This is a genomic window from Cytobacillus oceanisediminis (genome assembly GCF_007830235.1).
In the GTDB taxonomy this organism is placed as follows: domain Bacteria; phylum Bacillota; class Bacilli; order Bacillales; family Cytobacillaceae; genus Cytobacillus; species Cytobacillus oceanisediminis.
Map to the genome: position 1 here is coordinate 1 of NZ_VLKI01000040.1, position 15,529 is coordinate 15,529.

General features: G+C 41.6%; 15 protein-coding genes, 1 tRNA gene, 2 rRNA genes, 1 other RNA gene and 1 other annotated feature. Of the genes, 15 read left to right on the forward strand and 4 right to left on the reverse strand.

What is annotated here, in order from left to right:
- Positions 1–114, forward strand: a 5S ribosomal RNA gene (gene rrf / locus IQ19_RS27265); the annotation flags it as partial.
- A 449-nt stretch (positions 115–563) separates the two neighbouring features.
- Here the strand turns inward: rrf and IQ19_RS27270 are convergent.
- Positions 564–1,520: a YaaC family protein gene (locus IQ19_RS27270; protein ID WP_144546898.1), complete on the reverse strand. Its 957-nt coding sequence runs from the start codon at positions 1,518–1,520 to the stop codon at positions 564–566.
- A 112-nt stretch (positions 1,521–1,632) separates the two neighbouring features.
- On the opposite strand from IQ19_RS27270, the gene guaB reads away from it, so the two are divergent.
- The 6 genes from guaB to IQ19_RS27305 all read left to right on the forward strand — a co-directional run bounded on the left by guaB (position 1,633) and on the right by IQ19_RS27305 (position 8,375).
- Positions 1,633–3,096: an IMP dehydrogenase gene (gene guaB, locus IQ19_RS27275; RefSeq protein WP_144546900.1), complete on the forward strand. Its 1,464-nt coding sequence runs from the start codon at positions 1,633–1,635 to the stop codon at positions 3,094–3,096.
- Between the two features lie 257 nt (positions 3,097–3,353).
- Entirely contained in the window at positions 3,354–4,658 is a 1,305-nt protein-coding gene (locus tag IQ19_RS27280; RefSeq protein WP_242021145.1) for a D-alanyl-D-alanine carboxypeptidase family protein, read from the forward strand.
- 161 nt (positions 4,659–4,819) lie between these two features.
- The gene (gene pdxS, locus IQ19_RS27285; RefSeq protein ID WP_110067933.1) at positions 4,820–5,701 is read left to right on the forward strand and encodes a pyridoxal 5'-phosphate synthase lyase subunit PdxS; all 882 of its coding nucleotides are present in this window, start codon (positions 4,820–4,822) and stop codon (positions 5,699–5,701) included.
- 11 nt (positions 5,702–5,712) lie between these two features.
- Positions 5,713–6,294, forward strand: coding sequence for a pyridoxal 5'-phosphate synthase glutaminase subunit PdxT (gene pdxT / locus IQ19_RS27290; RefSeq protein WP_144546904.1), 582 nt, complete (start codon positions 5,713–5,715; stop codon positions 6,292–6,294).
- Positions 6,295–6,360: 66 nt separating this feature from the next.
- Positions 6,361–6,592 (forward strand) — a binding site (T-box leader).
- A 316-nt stretch (positions 6,593–6,908) separates the two neighbouring features.
- Positions 6,909–8,186: a serine--tRNA ligase gene (gene serS, locus IQ19_RS27300; RefSeq protein WP_144546909.1), complete on the forward strand. Its 1,278-nt coding sequence runs from the start codon at positions 6,909–6,911 to the stop codon at positions 8,184–8,186.
- Between the two features lie 96 nt (positions 8,187–8,282).
- Positions 8,283–8,375: transfer RNA gene (locus tag IQ19_RS27305), tRNA-Ser, on the forward strand.
- Positions 8,376–8,494: 119 nt separating this feature from the next.
- Here IQ19_RS27305 and IQ19_RS27310 read toward each other — a convergent pair.
- From IQ19_RS27310 to IQ19_RS28825, 3 genes are all read right to left on the reverse strand, one after another.
- Complete coding sequence (locus tag IQ19_RS27310) at positions 8,495–9,163, reverse strand: deoxynucleoside kinase (RefSeq protein ID WP_144546912.1); 669 nt, start codon at positions 9,161–9,163, stop codon at positions 8,495–8,497.
- A complete protein-coding gene (locus tag IQ19_RS27315; protein WP_144546915.1) occupies positions 9,160–9,801 on the reverse strand; it encodes a deoxynucleoside kinase in 642 nt (213 codons plus the stop codon). Before IQ19_RS27315 ends, IQ19_RS27310 begins: the two co-directional genes overlap by 4 nt.
- 524 nt (positions 9,802–10,325) lie before the next feature.
- Positions 10,326–10,478, reverse strand: a complete 153-nt coding sequence (locus tag IQ19_RS28825; protein WP_242021144.1) for a hypothetical protein — start codon at positions 10,476–10,478, stop codon at positions 10,326–10,328.
- A 92-nt stretch (positions 10,479–10,570) separates the two neighbouring features.
- Here IQ19_RS28825 and tadA point away from each other — a divergent pair, with 92 nt between their 5' ends.
- The 8 genes from tadA to IQ19_RS27360 form a co-directional block, all read left to right on the forward strand.
- A complete protein-coding gene (gene tadA / locus IQ19_RS27325) occupies positions 10,571–11,107 on the forward strand; it encodes a tRNA adenosine(34) deaminase TadA (protein ID WP_144546918.1) in 537 nt (178 codons plus the stop codon).
- Between the two features lie 78 nt (positions 11,108–11,185).
- An RNA gene (gene ffs / locus IQ19_RS27330) (signal recognition particle sRNA large type) lies at positions 11,186–11,450 on the forward strand.
- Between the two features lie 162 nt (positions 11,451–11,612).
- Positions 11,613–13,313, forward strand: a complete 1,701-nt coding sequence (gene dnaX / locus IQ19_RS27335; protein ID WP_144546921.1) for a DNA polymerase III subunit gamma/tau — start codon at positions 11,613–11,615, stop codon at positions 13,311–13,313.
- Positions 13,314–13,334: 21 nt separating this feature from the next.
- Positions 13,335–13,658, forward strand: coding sequence for a YbaB/EbfC family nucleoid-associated protein (locus IQ19_RS27340; RefSeq protein WP_110067924.1), 324 nt, complete (start codon positions 13,335–13,337; stop codon positions 13,656–13,658).
- 159 nt (positions 13,659–13,817) lie between these two features.
- Complete coding sequence (gene recR / locus IQ19_RS27345; protein ID WP_009336775.1) at positions 13,818–14,414, forward strand: recombination mediator RecR; 597 nt, start codon at positions 13,818–13,820, stop codon at positions 14,412–14,414.
- A gap of 17 nt (positions 14,415–14,431) precedes the next feature.
- Positions 14,432–14,650 carry a YaaL family protein gene (locus IQ19_RS27350; RefSeq protein WP_144546924.1) on the forward strand — a complete coding sequence of 73 codons (219 nt, stop codon included), beginning with the start codon at positions 14,432–14,434 and terminating at the stop codon, positions 14,648–14,650.
- A 135-nt stretch (positions 14,651–14,785) separates the two neighbouring features.
- Positions 14,786–15,049 carry a pro-sigmaK processing inhibitor BofA family protein gene (locus tag IQ19_RS27355; RefSeq protein ID WP_144546927.1) on the forward strand — a complete coding sequence of 88 codons (264 nt, stop codon included), beginning with the start codon at positions 14,786–14,788 and terminating at the stop codon, positions 15,047–15,049.
- 278 nt (positions 15,050–15,327) lie between these two features.
- A 16S ribosomal RNA gene (locus tag IQ19_RS27360) occupies positions 15,328–15,529 on the forward strand; the annotation flags it as partial.

Genomic DNA, 15,529 nt, shown 5'->3' on the forward strand with positions numbered 1-15,529 from the left:
GGTGGCGATAGCGAGAAGGTCACACCCGTTCCCATACCGAACACGGAAGTTAAGCTTCTCAGCGCCGATGGTAGTTGGGGGCTGTCCCCCTGTGAGAGTAGGACGCTGCCGGGCAAATGAAAGAGTACCTGATGGGTACTCTTTTTTTGTTTTTCTTTATTTTTCAGCTATAAATATCGCTTATTTCTCTTAAAGGGACTTTTTTTAAGAGACCATTTTGGTCACTCACCTTTGTTTTTGGCAAATATCGGTCACTTTCATAAATTTATCGGCCAGAATTTTATTTTATCGGTCACTTTTCCGACATATCGGTCAGATTTCATTTTTATCGGTCACTTTTTCCATATATCGGTCAGTTGCCTCTATGTTGCCTTTTTGGGGCTGCATCTAACCAAGTCATTTAAAAATGGATAATGTGATGGCCTGTTGGAATTATCTATACAATGAATGGCCTTTTTTATCAATTATTCCAAACTAAACAGATGCCTCGAGATGAGGGCACCTTAAATAAAAAAGGTATTTAGTTATTTCGAAATAATAAAAAACAAATATAAAATTCCCTATTATTTTTTATCAACTAAATACTGATAAATCAAATACGGTCCCTTTTTAGCCGTAATTTGAAGGAAAGATTGGATAAATGGGTAGTCTTTATTTGGCATCATTTTAATTAGTTCGCTCCACCATTCAGTTTCATAGCGGGCGATCATGCTTAAGTTATAGAGCAGTAAATAATGGATCAACAGCTCTGGATAATCAATCAGTCCTTCCTTGGCGAGCGGGAAATAGAACTTGCTGTTCTCTGGGCTATATCTTAAGGGCTTATAATTATATGTATTAATGTTTTTCATAAGGAGGTTCAATGCCGTCTCCTCAGAACCCTGCAATTCTATTTTGGAGTCTGATTTGGATTGCATGTACTCGATAAAACGGGATTCAGTCATATGGAAACAATCCAAAATCTTTTTTGGCAATAAATATAAATCTTTCTTCTGCTCCACTTCAAGAAAAGTACTTCTTCCTTCTGTTTGGCTGTACAAATAATTAAGTTCGGGTATTTGGCTGAATAGTTCCCCCATGGTTGCTTTTTCGCCTTCCAAATGTTTCATGTGAAACATTTTTTCTCCCATATAGGGAAAGAGGCCGCTTTTTTGAAATTTCACTTCATCCTGAAAAAAGTTATATTGCTGCTTTTTCCTTTTTCGTGTTGAGACACCATGAGCCAGAACAGAGGTCGTTTCAGGGTAATTAGGATCGACCGTCAAAATGCAGGCCTTTACCAGATGGACAAGCCCATAAAAAAAGAGAATCGGCTTGATGATTAAAGGTGCCTTCTCTGCCTGCTCATAGTATACTTGTCCATGTTCAAGGTAGTATATAAAAGGATAACTGTTTTCGTAACTTTTCTGTTCAGCCTGTTCCAAGTTCAGCTTTTGATAACAGTTTTTTAAAAATTCCTGTGAAGTACTGGCTGAAAAGAAATATAAAAAGGAGTTTCCATGGTCATAAGGATGAATCATAGTAAAACCTCCGAATCTTTAGAAAAATCCAACATATTAATCTGTCCTTGACAGTATTTTGTCCAATTGATAACCTACTAATAATATTTTTGAGTCCAGGAGGTCAAAAAAGATGTGGGAAACTAAGTTTGTAAAAGAAGGATTAACGTTTGATGATGTATTGCTTGTTCCATCGAAATCAGAGGTATTGCCGCGCGATGTTAGCCTGAAAGTGAATTTGACTGAAAAGATTGCACTCAATATCCCGATTATCAGTGCCGGGATGGATACTGTTACAGAAGCAGAAATGGCCATTTCAATGGCACGCCAGGGCGGACTGGGGATTGTCCATAAGAACATGTCCATTGAACAGCAGGCGGACCAAGTAGATAAAGTAAAACGTTCCGAAAGCGGCGTTATTACAGACCCATTTTTCCTTACTCCAGAACAACAAGTATTTGACGCAGAGCATTTAATGGGCAAATACCGGATTTCCGGTGTCCCAATTATAAATAACATTGAGGAACAGAAGCTTGTTGGTATTTTGACAAATCGTGACCTCCGCTTTATTCAGGACTATTCGATTAAAATTTCAGATGTGATGACAAAAGAAAATCTTGTGACTGCTCCTGTTGGAACAACATTGGACGAAGCGGAAAAAATTCTTCAAAAGCATAAAATTGAAAAATTGCCGCTAGTCGATAATGAAGGAGTTCTTAAAGGGTTAATCACAATTAAAGATATTGAAAAAGTCATTGAGTTCCCTCATTCTGCAAAGGATGAACGCGGACGCCTTCTGGCAGGTGCAGCAGTTGGAGTAACTGGTGACACAATGAAGCGGGTTGAGATGCTTGTTAAATCACATGTGGATGTCATAGTGGTTGATACAGCACACGGCCATTCGAAAGGTGTCCTAGATACAGTACGTGAAATTCGCACCGCATATCCTGATTTGGCCATTATTGCAGGAAATGTGGCAACCGCTGAAGCTACAAAGGACTTAATTGAAGCTGGTGCAGATATTGTGAAGGTCGGAATTGGTCCGGGATCTATTTGTACAACACGAGTTGTCGCGGGTGTCGGTGTTCCTCAGATTACAGCTGTTTATGACTGTGCAACTGAGGCGCGCAAGCATGGCAAGTCAATCATTGCTGATGGCGGCATTAAATATTCAGGTGATATCGTTAAGGCACTGGCAGCAGGCGGACATGCGGTTATGCTCGGAAGCTTGCTTGCAGGTGTATCAGAAAGCCCTGGTGAAACAGAAATATTCCAAGGGCGCCGATTCAAGGTATATAGAGGCATGGGCTCTGTCGCAGCTATGGAAAAAGGTTCAAAAGACCGTTACTTCCAGGAAGACAATAAAAAGTTTGTACCAGAGGGAATTGAAGGCCGCATTGCTTATAAGGGGCCTCTAGCTGAAACAATTTATCAGCTAGTTGGTGGAATTCGTTCTGGCATGGGCTATTGCGGAACCAAAGACTTACAGGATCTTCGTGAAAATGCACAATTTATTAAAATGACGGGTGCAGGTTTAAGAGAAAGCCATCCGCACGATGTGCAGATTACAAAAGAAGCGCCGAATTACTCGCTATAATCTACATGAAGCAGAGAAGGGAAACCTTTTCTGCTTTTTTTATTAGGGAAGTACTGGGGGAATGGAACTAGGAAAATACTAATAAGTGAAAATAGGCCTAACATGCCATTTCCATAAGGCAGGAATAGGTAATTACTCTATCTATTTTTTAAATAAGAGTTATGATAAAATAACAAAAGTGTATTAAAACGTTGGAGGGCAGTAAATTGAAAAAAACATTTTATCGTAAGTCTGTAGCTGGATTCCTTGCCTTGGTTATGTTATTAGGTCTTTTACCTGGTTTAAATAAAGCACATGCAGAAGATATTTTAAATATTAATGCTGATGCTGCTATTTTAGTAGACTCTGAGACCGGAAAGATTTTGTATCAAAAAAATGCGGATAAAGTACTTGGCATTGCCAGTATGACAAAAATTATGACAGAATACCTGCTCCTTGAGGCTATTGAAGAGGGCCGGGTAAAATGGGATCAGGAATATGCCGTGAGCGAATACGTATGGAAGGTTTCACAAGACCGCGCATTATCTAATGTTCCTTTGCGCAGAGACGGTAAATATAATATCCGTGAGCTCTATGAAGCAATGACCATCTATTCAGCTAATGGTGCTACGATTGCAATTGCAGAAACGATTGCAGGTTCAGAAACGAATTTCGTCAAAATGATGAATGAAAAAGCTGGAGAACTTGGATTAAAAGATTATAAATTTGTAAATTCAACTGGTTTGAATAACCGTGATCTAAAAGGTACTCCTCCTGCAGGGGGCCCTGAAGAAGAAAATGTCATGTCAGCAAGAGCTACAGCTATGCTGGCTAAAGAATTAATTAATAGATTCCCTGAAGTATTGGAAACAGCCAGCACCCCTACTAAGAAGTTTAGAGAGGGTACAGATGATGAAATTAAGATGGACAACTGGAACTGGATGCTTCCAGAGCTTGTATTCGGCTACGAAGGCGTAGACGGCCTTAAAACAGGTACAACTGATTTTGCCGGATACTGCTTTACTGGTACTGCTCTTAGAGATGGTAGCCGTTTTATCAGTGTTGTTATGAATGCCAAAGGCGATAATGGACAGGCAACATACAAATCAAGATTTGATGAAACCAAAAAAATGTTTGACTATGGATTCAGCAACTTTGAGAAGCAAGAAATTGTGCCTGAGAACTATCAGGTAAAAGGCCAGAAAACAGTTCCTGTAGTGAAAGGAAAAGAAGATAAGGTAAAGATCGTATCCAAGGATCCGATTGAAATGGTTGTAAAGAATGGTGAAAAAGAAAGTTATAAACCAGTTCTTGTTCTTGATAAAAAGAAATTAAACGAAGATGGCGAATTAACGGCTCCTATTAAAAAGGGAGAAAAGATTGGCTATTTAACACTTGAGTCAGCCAAGGATGGAAAATTGGAATTCTTGTCTGATAAAGGCAAAGACAATATTCAAGTAGATGTGGTAGCTGCTGAAAATGTTGAAAAAGCAAACTGGTTTGTCCTTACGATGCGCAGCATCGGCGGTTTCTTTGGAGATGTTTGGGGCAGTGTTTCCTCAACTGTAAAAGGTTGGTTTTAAGAAAAGGGATTTCCTGTCTTGACAGGAGCCCTTTTTCATTGCATATTTTCAATAGGGAAAATTCTGAGTAAAACAAATGTATTTTCCTTTTTTTGAAAAATTATTTTTATCATAATATTTAACCCATCAATAGCAGATGGTATTTATGAAGGGGGATAAACATGAAGACAGGTACAGATCGAGTTAAACGTGGAATGGCAGAAATGCAAAAGGGCGGCGTTATTATGGACGTTGTTAACGCTGAACAGGCAAAGATTGCAGAAGAAGCTGGTGCAGTAGCAGTAATGGCACTTGAGCGCGTTCCTTCCGATATTCGTGCAGCAGGCGGTGTAGCACGTATGGCAGACCCGCGTATTGTAGAAGAAGTAATGGGTGCGGTTTCTATCCCAGTAATGGCAAAAGCTCGTATCGGACATATTGTTGAAGCGCGTTTGCTTGAAGCGATGGGTGTAGATTACATAGATGAGAGTGAAGTTTTAACTCCTGCGGATGAAGAATACCATCTTAACAAAAGAGATTATACGGTTCCTTTCGTATGCGGATGCCGTGATTTAGGTGAAGCTGCACGCCGTATTGGTGAAGGTGCATCCATGCTTCGTACAAAAGGCGAGCCTGGAACAGGAAATATTGTAGAAGCTGTTCGTCATATCCGTAAGGTGAATGCACAGGTACGCAAGGTTGTTGGCATGAATGAAGATGAATTAATGACTGAAGCTAAGCTGCTTGGAGCGCCATATGAGCTTCTTTTGGAAATCAGAAGCCTTGGACGCCTTCCAGTTGTAAACTTCGCAGCAGGCGGTGTTGCAACTCCTGCAGATGCGGCTCTTATGATGGAGCTTGGAGCTGACGGAGTATTCGTTGGATCAGGTATCTTCAAGTCAGAGAACCCGGCTAAATTTGCACGTGCTATTGTTGAAGCAACAACACATTACCAAGACTATAAATTAATTGCTGAACTTTCAAAAGAGCTTGGCACACCAATGAAGGGGATTGAAATTGCTTCATTGGCCCCTGAGGCTCGTATGCAGGAGCGCGGCTGGTAAGGAGAATAGTTATGATAAAGGTTGGAGTTTTAGGGCTGCAGGGTGCTGTCAGAGAGCATGTGCGCTCTATTGAGGCATGCGATGCTGAAGCCGTAGTCATCAAGCGCAAAGAGCAGCTTGAAGAGGTGGACGGGCTTATTTTGCCTGGCGGTGAAAGCACAACAATGAGACGCTTGATTGATAAGTATGATTTCATGGATAGCCTGAAGGAGTTTGCGCAATCAGGGAAACCAATGTTCGGTACCTGTGCAGGCTTAATCCTTCTGTCTAATAATATAATTGGTTATGATGAACCCCATATTGGTGTAATGGATGTTCAGGTTGAAAGAAATTCTTTCGGACGCCAAAGAGAAAGCTTTGAAGCCGATCTTGATATCGCTGGAGTAGCCGGGGATTTTGCAGCAGTCTTTATCCGTGCTCCGCATATTGTTGAAGCAGGAGAAAATGTTGAAATCCTGGCTAAGCACAATGATCGCATAGTGGCTGCGCGTGAAGGCCGATTCCTTGGATGTTCATTCCATCCGGAGCTTACAGATGATCACCGCCTGACAGCATATTTCATCGAAATGATCAAAGAATATAAGCAATCTTAATTTTGAATATTTTGGTTGCAAAAGGAACATAATTGTAGTACATTATGAATTACAAAAATTCTTATAGCTAAAGCAATGAGAGGAACTAGTAACAGGAATTTGTTCTGAAGAGAGCCGGTGGCTGGTGAGAACCGGTGAATAAACCCTGCGAATCCATCCTCGAGCAAGGCATGGAACACTTGGCAGCAGTTTTACCGCTAAGATAAGTAAATGCTTTCGGTTAAAACCGTTATGAATTTAAGGTGGAAAGCTTATGCTTTCAACTAGGGTGGCAACGCGGGTAACTCTCGTCCCTTTTTGGGGACGGGAGTTTTTTGTGCTTTTGGCTGTTTAAAAGTTTGTTGCTTTTGGCAGCTAACTAAGGTTAGCCGCTGAGTTGATTGGAGCGGAGCGCACTTGATCCTCGAAAATGCTACCGCATTTCCTTCGTGCGGTGCTAGGTCAGGGAAGCTTATTCAATGTCCTGCGGGAGGAGAGGGAGTGTGAGACCCCACAGGCAAAGCCGAGGAGGCTCTCATTCCTCCCCGCGGAAAGCAAGTGCCCCGTGCTGAAATCAACGGGCAGAATTTATAAGCAGCAATTACTTATAACCATTTTTTCAGGAGGTATTAAAAATGCTGGACATTAAGTTTCTAAGAGCCAATTTTGAAGAAGTGAAAAACAAGCTTCAGCACCGTGGCGAAGATTTAACGGATCTTGGAAAATTCGAAGATCTGGATGTGAAAAGACGTGAATTGATTGTAGAAGCGGAACAGCTGAAGAGCAAAAGAAATGAAGTATCCCAGCAGGTTGCTGCTTTAAAACGTGAAAAGCAGGATGCTGACCATTTAATCACAGAAATGAGAGAAGTTGGCGACAAAATTAAAGCGTTGGATGAGGAGCTCCGTACGGTTGAAGAAGAATTGGATCAATTGCTGCTAAGCATTCCAAACATTCCACATGAGAGCGTGCCTGTTGGCGAAACAGAGGATGACAATATAGAAATACGCAAGTGGGGAGAAGTCCGCGAATTTGATTTTGAACCTAAAGCGCATTGGGATGTTGCAACAGAATTGGATCTGCTGGATTTTGAACGTGCAAGCAAAGTGACAGGCAGCCGCTTTGTATTTTATAAAGGTCTTGGGGCTCGCCTGGAGCGTGCATTATTCAACTTTATGCTTGATTTGCATACGGAAGAGCACGGCTATAAAGAGGTCCTTCCTCCATACATGGTAAATCGTGCAAGCATGACAGGAACGGGGCAGCTTCCGAAATTCGAAGAAGATGCATTCTTGATTGAAAGCGAAGATTACTTCTTAATACCTACTGCTGAAGTGCCTGTAACAAACATGCACAGGGAAGAGATTCTGAATGGTGATGAGCTTCCGATTAATTATGCGGCATTCAGTGCATGCTTCCGTTCTGAAGCTGGATCTGCAGGGCGTGATACACGCGGATTAATCCGCCAGCATCAATTTAACAAAGTGGAACTTGTAAAGTTTGTGAAGCCGGAAAATTCTTATGAGGAATTGGAAAAGCTGACAGGCCATGCAGAAAAGGTACTTCAGATGTTAGGCCTTCCATACAGAGTCATGAGCATGTGTACAGGTGATCTTGGTTTCACGGCTGCGAAAAAGTATGATATCGAAGTTTGGATTCCAAGCTATAACACATACAGGGAGATCTCTTCTTGCAGTAACTTTGAAGGTTTCCAGGCAAGACGTGCGAATATCCGCTTCCGCCGCGAGCCTAAAGGCAAGCCGGAACATGTTCACACATTAAACGGCTCTGGCCTTGCGATCGGCCGCACGGTGGCAGCCATTTTGGAAAATTACCAGCAGGCAGACGGAAGTGTCATTATTCCAGAAGTATTGCGTCCATATATGGGAAACCGCGAAGTCATTAGGCATTAATCAGCATTTTGGGCGGGCTTAAAAACCCGCTCGAATTTTTTTATAAAATTTGTTGACATGCTTTTCTAGAGGTGGTATAGTATTTCTTGTCGATGCGGAGGAATACCCAAGTCTGGCTGAAGGGATCGGTCTTGAAAACCGACAGGCGGGTCAAACCGCGCAGGGGTTCGAATCCCCTTTCCTCCTCCATTTTAATTGACATCTAACACGCGCATAAATATTGGAGATACATAAAACCGCTGCAGCAATGCAGCGGTTTTTTTGTATTCTTTTTTAATGGCGAAAAAAATAAACCGCCGTATAGCGGTTTATTTTTTCAATAATTGTGTTTGCCTAAGGAAATAGGATACACGTTCAACAATTGGCTCAATGGATTGTTCATTTTGAATAATGTCATAATCATTGATATTCAACCGGAGGACAGGGCATGCGTTAAAGCTGTTGATCCAATCCTCGTAGCGTTGATGCATTTCTTCCCAGTACGCAATTGGGGTTTGCTGTTCCATCGGGCGGCCGCGCTCCTGGATGCGGGAAAGAATATCATCAAGCGAACCCTCCAAATAAATCAGTAAATCCGGATGCGGGAAGTAAGGTGTCATGACCATCGCATCAAATAAGCTTGTATAAGTTTCGTAATCTACTTTGGACATTGTGCCTTTTTCAAAGTGCATTTTAGCGAAGATGCCTGTATCTTCATAGATGGAACGGTCCTGAACAAAACCGCCGCCATATTCAAAGATGCGTTTCTGATCCTTAAACCGTTCAGCAAGGAAGTAAACCTGCAAATGGAAGCTCCAGCGATTAAAATCTGCATAGAATTTATCCAGATAAGGATTGGTGTCTACCTTTTCGAAAGATGTTCGGAACCCGAGTGCATTCGCAAGGGCATTGGTCATCGTTGATTTCCCGACTCCGACCGTTCCAGCAATCGTAATAACGGAATTCGAGGGAATCTCGTATTTGTGCCTTAGATTCATAATTGTATGCTCCTCTTTTTTAAAGATGTGGACAGTGTATCGAATATATGCTTTAAGTCTGCTTCATTTTTAACAAAATCCAGATCATCGCCATTAAAACGGATGACTGGAACATCAGGTTGCTGCCTTTCGAACTCATTCATAGCAGTTTCATAATCAAGGGATAATTGCTCCAAATATAATGGGCTAATATTTTTCTCGATTTCGCGGCCTCTCAGCTCGATTCGGTCAAGCAAAGTTTCAAGGCTGGCATTTAAATAAATAATGACATTTGGCTTTGGCATATCGCCAGTAAGGATTTTGTAAATCTTCAAGTACTTTTGATACTCGTTCTGGTTCAGTGTACGCTGGGCAAAAATCAGGTTTTTGAATATATGGTAATCAGCCACAACAGGCTTATTTTTATTTAAGTAGTGATTGTTTATATCAACCAGCTGTTTGTACCGGTTGCAGAGGAAAAACATTTCAGTCTGGAAACTCCATTCTTCAATGTTTTCATAGAATTTGCCTAAAAAAGGATTTTCATCAACAATTTCTTTTAAAAGTGCATACTGAAACTTTTCGGAGATCGCTTTAGCGAGAGATGTTTTCCCAACGCCAATCGGCCCCTCAACAGTTATAAAAGGTATTCCCCCCATAAGATTTTCCTCCCACTCTGCCTTTTCTCTATTTAAACCAACTATATTAGACAGGATATTTGCTTATAATCAATACGTTTCAAAATGACACAAAAATTATTTTAACACACTATATGGTGGAAGGGATATGGAATTTAGGCTGAAATAAGACAGTCCTGGTAGATTTCCAAATAATTGAAAAAAGCCCCCTGTTAAAGACAGCTGTTTTCATTCACCCTATAAATTAGGTCTTTTCATGTTATTAGAAATTGTAAGATTCATTTTGCACAAAAACCATTTTATGAAGGATACATTGAAGAAATGTTATAATTGTTTTCAGCAAAGGAAGATGACCAAGGAGTTAACTTCTAGCTGATGGAGCAGGATATTTAATGCAGAGCCATAGAAAGCAGAATGATTTGGCTTTATTAAAAAATAATCATGTTGTGCCGGTTGAACCTGTTGAAGGACAGCTTCCCTAAGAGAATTTTTACAATGGTCTACAATCGTGTGCAGATCAGCCTGCCACAGATTATAATGGTCATTTATATAAATGGCCGGCAGATATTGTTCATGGAAATTAGCGGCCCTGAGATCTCCAATGCTTTTTTAGCAAGAATCTTTCCATGGCTAAAATTAAAGTCGTTAATCATGTCTATATTGATAAGAGCAGGTGAGGTCTGCTCTAATTTTTTCATTTAATTGCCCCTTTGCTGTTATTTATTGTTAAAATTTCATCTTTTAAACAGCGGCTAAGATAAAAGATAAACAGAAGAAGGAATGAAGTTATTTGACACAAGCATCTAGCACTGCAGATGAATTGTATATGCGCGAGGCCATTAAGGAAGCAAAAATGGCTGAAGGGCTGGAAGAAGTTCCAATCGGTTCGGTAATTGTTTTGGATGGGGAAATTATCGCACGTGCCCATAATTTACGGGAGTCCAATCAAAGCGCTATTGCCCATGCTGAATTGCTCGCCATCGATCAAGCTTGCAAAAAGCTGGGGACATGGAGACTTGAGGATGCAGTCCTTTATGTGACACTGGAGCCATGCCCCATGTGTTCAGGATCCATCATTTTATCGCGGATTAAAAAAGTTGTTTATGGTGCAAAGGATCCTAAGGGCGGATGTGCCGGCACTCTTATGAATCTTTTGCAGGATGAGCGTTTCAATCACCAAAGCGAGGTAGTGGCCGGAGTGCTTGAGGAAGAATGCGGTGAACTGCTTTCAAGTTTTTTCAGGGATCTGAGAAAGCGGAAAAAGGAAGAGAAAAAGAAAAGGCAATTGCGGCAGCTGGAACCTAATACAGGAATTGACAATGGATAAGCATTGCTTTTTTAGCTGAATCTTAGTATACTTATAAATGCGTCGGATAAGACGCAACTAAATATGGTATCAACTTTGCCGTGCTAGGCGGGGAGGTAGCGGTGCCCTGTACTCGCAATCCGCTCTAGCGAGGCTGAATCCCTTCCCAAGGCTGATGTCCTGTAGGGCCTGCCTTAAGTAAGTGGTGTTGACGCCTGGGTCCTGCGCAATGGGAATCCATGAACCATGTCAGGTCCGGAAGGAAGCAGCATTAAGTGGACGCTCCCATGTGCCGCAGGGTTGCCTGGGCCGAGCTAACTGCTTAAGTAACGCCTATGGGCGTCAGTCGACGGAAGGTGCACGGCAGTTTATATTGTATATAAAACTCATCCTGCAAAGGGTGAGTTTTTTGTGTATGCAGAAGTACTGTAAGAATTAGCGAATTTTATTTGTTCTACCTTTTGTAAAAAGGAAATTAGATACGTTATAATAGATAAAGGACTATACATAGGAAGGGGGCGTATCAGTGAGTTATCAAGCTTTATATCGTGTTTGGCGTCCACAGCAGTTTATAGATGTTGTTGGGCAGGAACATGTGACAAAAACTTTGCAAAACGCCCTGCTTCAGCAGAAGATATCACATGCCTATTTGTTCTCAGGTCCTCGGGGAACCGGTAAAACAAGTGCGGCTAAAATTCTGGCTAAGGCCGTTAACTGTGAGAAGGCACCGGTAACCGAACCCTGCAATGATTGTGCAGCCTGCAGAGGGATTACAGATGGTTCCATACCTGATGTCATTGAAATTGATGCTGCGTCCAACAATGGTGTAGAGGAAATCAGGGACATTAGGGATAAAGTTAAATATGCACCTAATGCTGTTAAATATAAGGTTTACATTGTGGATGAAGTGCATATGCTTTCCATTGGAGCCTTTAATGCCCTTCTAAAAACCCTTGAAGAGCCGCCTAAACATGTTATTTTTATACTGGCAACTACTGAACCTCACAAGATCCCCCTGACAATCATTTCCCGGTGCCAGCGCTTTGATTTTAAAAGAATCACTGCACAGGCAATCGTAGGAAGAATGAAGCTGATTGTGGATGAAACGGGTGCGGACTGTGAGGATCAGGCTTTGCAGATCATTGCTAGAGCAGCAGAAGGCGGAATGCGTGATGCCTTGAGCTTGCTTGACCAGGCCATTTCCTTTAGTCAGGATAAGGTGACCGTTGATGATGCTTTATCGGTAACTGGCGCTGTATCACAGGGGTTTTTAAATAAACTTGCAAGAGCTGTAAGGGAAAGGGATGCGGCTTCAGGTCTTGAATTTCTTGAAGAACTTCTTTTCCAGGGAAAAGATCCGTCTCGTTTCATTGAAGACTTTATCCTCTATTACCGGGATATGCTCTTATATAAGGCAGCTCCAAGGCTTGAAGAATCATTAGAGAGAGTCATGCTTGATGAAGATTTCCAGCAGCTTTCACAAGAAATGGAACCAGAAGAACTCTATGAGCTGATTGAGGTTTTAAATAAAGCACAGCAGGAAATGCGGTGGACAAATCACCCAAGAATTTTTCTTGAGGTAGCCATTGTGAAGCTGTGCCAGCTCGAAAAAAGAGAGAAATCGGGACAATCTGCAGACATCAAGCCGCTAATGCAAAAAATAGAACAGCTGGAACATGAACTGACAGAATTAAAGAAAAACGGTATTGTGGCAAAAGATGATGGTGCCTCAGCGGCTGTACAGAAAAAGCCGCAAAGAAGTTCCCGTAAAGGATTTCAGACACCTGTTGGCAAAGTAAATGAGGTTCTTAAACAAGCCACTAAAAATGACTTGATTTCAATAAAAAGCCGCTGGGGAGAAATGCTGGACAAGCTTGTCCATAATCAGATGCGTTCTCAGGCCGCCCTTCTAAATGAGGCTGAGCCAGTTGCTGCATCGGAAACAGCTCTTATTGTAAAATTCAAGTATGAAATCCACTGCCAAATGGCAATGGATAATAGCAGATTTCTAGAAACATTGGCTAAGGTGTTATTTGAGCTTTTAGGCAAAAGAGTTCAGCTGGTAGGTATACCTGATGAACAGTGGCAGCAGGTCAGGGAGGAATTTCTGCGCAATCAGCGTGACGGAGACGATGCAGGCGAAGGTTTCAGCAAAAACGAGGAAGAACCTCATGTAGCTGAAGCGGTAAAGCTGTTCGGTCCTGACTTGATTGAAATTAAAGAATAAAAATATTTGGAGGTATGTACAATGCGCGGTGGAATGGGAAACATGCAAAATATGATGAAACAAATGCAAAAAATGCAAAAGAAGATGGCTCAAGCACAGGAAGAGCTGGGTGAAAAGAAAATTGAAGGAACAGCTGGCGGCGGAATGGTTACAGTTATTGTGTCCGGCCACAAACAAGTTTTGGAAGTGAATATTAAAGAAGAAGTTGTAGACCCGGAAGATATTGAAATGCTTCAAGACTTAGTGCTTGCTGCTACTAACGACGCACTGAAAAAAGCAGAAGACTTAACAAACGATACAATGGGCCAATTTACTAAAGGAATGAACCTGCCAGGAATGTTTTAATAAAAGTTCCTGAAGAAAATGCTTTCTTGCATTCTTTGCTGACGAATGGCAGGAAAGAGGAGACAGGCCGAGCGCCAGCGAACATAGTCTGATAGATCTTTTTCAGCAGACTGTCATGCTCGCGGCGCTTTTCCTTTCCTTAAATAGGAGGAAAAATACATGCATTATCCTGAACCAATATCAAAGCTAATAGACAGCTTTATGAAATTGCCCGGAATCGGCCCCAAAACGGCTGCACGTCTGGCGTTTTTTGTTTTGAGTATGAAAGAAGATACCGTACTCGATTTTGCAAAGGCACTTGTAAATGCGAAAAGAAATTTATCTTACTGCTCTGTCTGTGGCCATATTACTGATCAGGATCCATGTTATATTTGTGAGGATCAAAGGCGCGATAGATCGGTGATCTGTGTTGTGCAGGATCCCAAAGATGTCATTGCTATGGAAAAGATGAAAGAATATAATGGCTTGTATCATGTCCTCCATGGTGCGATTTCCCCAATGGACGGGATCGGGCCTGAGGATATCAACATCCCTGACTTATTAAAGCGGCTCCAGGATGAAACGGTACAAGAGATTATTCTTGCCACCAATCCGAATATTGAAGGGGAAGCTACCGCCATGTATATTTCCCGTTTGATTAAGCCGTCTGGCATAAAGGCTACACGCATCGCTCATGGCCTTCCGGTAGGGGGAGATCTGGAGTATGCTGACGAAGTAACTTTATCGAAAGCGTTAGAAGGACGAAGAGAAGTTTAAACACGGAGGCGGGATCCATGTTTTTTCGAAAAAAAGGATGGCTTCGCAAAGAATTCGACGAGAAGCTATTACAGCAGCTGAACGGGTTGAAAGCAGAATGGAACAATCAGAAGTCATTGGTAGAAAAAAGCTTTGATCCATCCCCTGAAGCAATCAGCCAGGCGAAATTAGCTGAAGCGAAATATTTCTTTCTATTTAAGGAAGCAAAAAAGAGGAATGTAAAGGTCCGTATGTGAGTTTCTTATGGCTGCCTATAGGAATGGATTTAAAAATATAATAAAATCTCTATACTTGTCCTTCTCTTAAGGTCTTTTTTGTACACGCTAATCATAAATTAATAGTACAAGTTTCCTGAGAGGAGGATTTTTCTTTTGGATCCTATTATTGTGATCTCCATATTGGGAGGGTTAATATTATTGCTTCTATTTATAGGAGCACCTGTAAAACCGGTAAGATTAATCGGGCAGGGAGCCATTAAGCTGATCATAGGAGCACTCTTTTTATTTTTTTTAAATGCGTTTGGCAACCAGTTCGGCATACATGTACCCATAAACCTGGCCACCTCAGCCATATCCGGTTTCTTAGGAATACCGGGATTGTTTGCTCTTGTAGCCATTCAAACATGGGTGATTTAAGGATGACAGCCGTATAAAAAGCGGCTGTTTTTATTTTGGATATTTTTTAGTGAAGTTATATTGACAGGTGTTTTACATGGTGATATTATATTAAAGGTCGTCACAATGAAGTGATGAAAAACATCTTTTAAAAAGTTGTTGACATCTGGTTGTGAGAATGATATATTAATAAAGTCGCTTATGCGACGGATTGATCTTTGAAAACTGAACGAACAAAAACGTCAACGTTAATTCTTTAGTCTTTTTTAAAAAGACAACTTATGAGCTTAATCAACTCTTATATGGAGAGTTTGATCCTGGCTCAGGACGAACGCTGGCGGCGTGCCTAATACATGCAAGTCGAGCGGACGGATGGGAGCTTGCTCCCGGAAGTCAGCGGCGGACGGGTGAGTAACACGTGGGCAACCTGCCTGTAAGACTGGGATAACTTCGGGAAACCGGAGCTAATACCGGATAATTCTTTCCCTCACATGAGGGAAA

What these genes read in the sequence shown, in the direction of transcription:
- recR (WP_009336775.1), top strand. Translation starts at nt 13,818, where the DNA reads ATGCATTATCCTGAACCAATATCAAAGCTAATAGACAGCTTTATGAAA.
- IQ19_RS27310 (WP_144546912.1), bottom strand. Translation starts at nt 9,163, where the DNA reads ATGAATCTAAGGCACAAATACGAGATTCCCTCGAATTCCGTTATTACG.
- IQ19_RS28825 (WP_242021144.1), bottom strand. Translation starts at nt 10,478, where the DNA reads ATGAAAAAATTAGAGCAGACCTCACCTGCTCTTATCAATATAGACATG.
- serS (WP_144546909.1), top strand. Translation starts at nt 6,909, where the DNA reads ATGCTGGACATTAAGTTTCTAAGAGCCAATTTTGAAGAAGTGAAAAAC.
- IQ19_RS27270 (WP_144546898.1), bottom strand. Translation starts at nt 1,520, where the DNA reads ATGATTCATCCTTATGACCATGGAAACTCCTTTTTATATTTCTTTTCA.
- IQ19_RS27340 (WP_110067924.1), top strand. Translation starts at nt 13,335, where the DNA reads ATGCGCGGTGGAATGGGAAACATGCAAAATATGATGAAACAAATGCAA.
- pdxS (WP_110067933.1), top strand. Translation starts at nt 4,820, where the DNA reads ATGAAGACAGGTACAGATCGAGTTAAACGTGGAATGGCAGAAATGCAA.
- IQ19_RS27315 (WP_144546915.1), bottom strand. Translation starts at nt 9,801, where the DNA reads ATGGGGGGAATACCTTTTATAACTGTTGAGGGGCCGATTGGCGTTGGG.
- pdxT (WP_144546904.1), top strand. Translation starts at nt 5,713, where the DNA reads ATGATAAAGGTTGGAGTTTTAGGGCTGCAGGGTGCTGTCAGAGAGCAT.
- IQ19_RS27280 (WP_242021145.1), top strand. Translation starts at nt 3,354, where the DNA reads ATGTTATTAGGTCTTTTACCTGGTTTAAATAAAGCACATGCAGAAGAT.
- IQ19_RS27350 (WP_144546924.1), top strand. Translation starts at nt 14,432, where the DNA reads ATGTTTTTTCGAAAAAAAGGATGGCTTCGCAAAGAATTCGACGAGAAG.
- guaB (WP_144546900.1), top strand. Translation starts at nt 1,633, where the DNA reads ATGTGGGAAACTAAGTTTGTAAAAGAAGGATTAACGTTTGATGATGTA.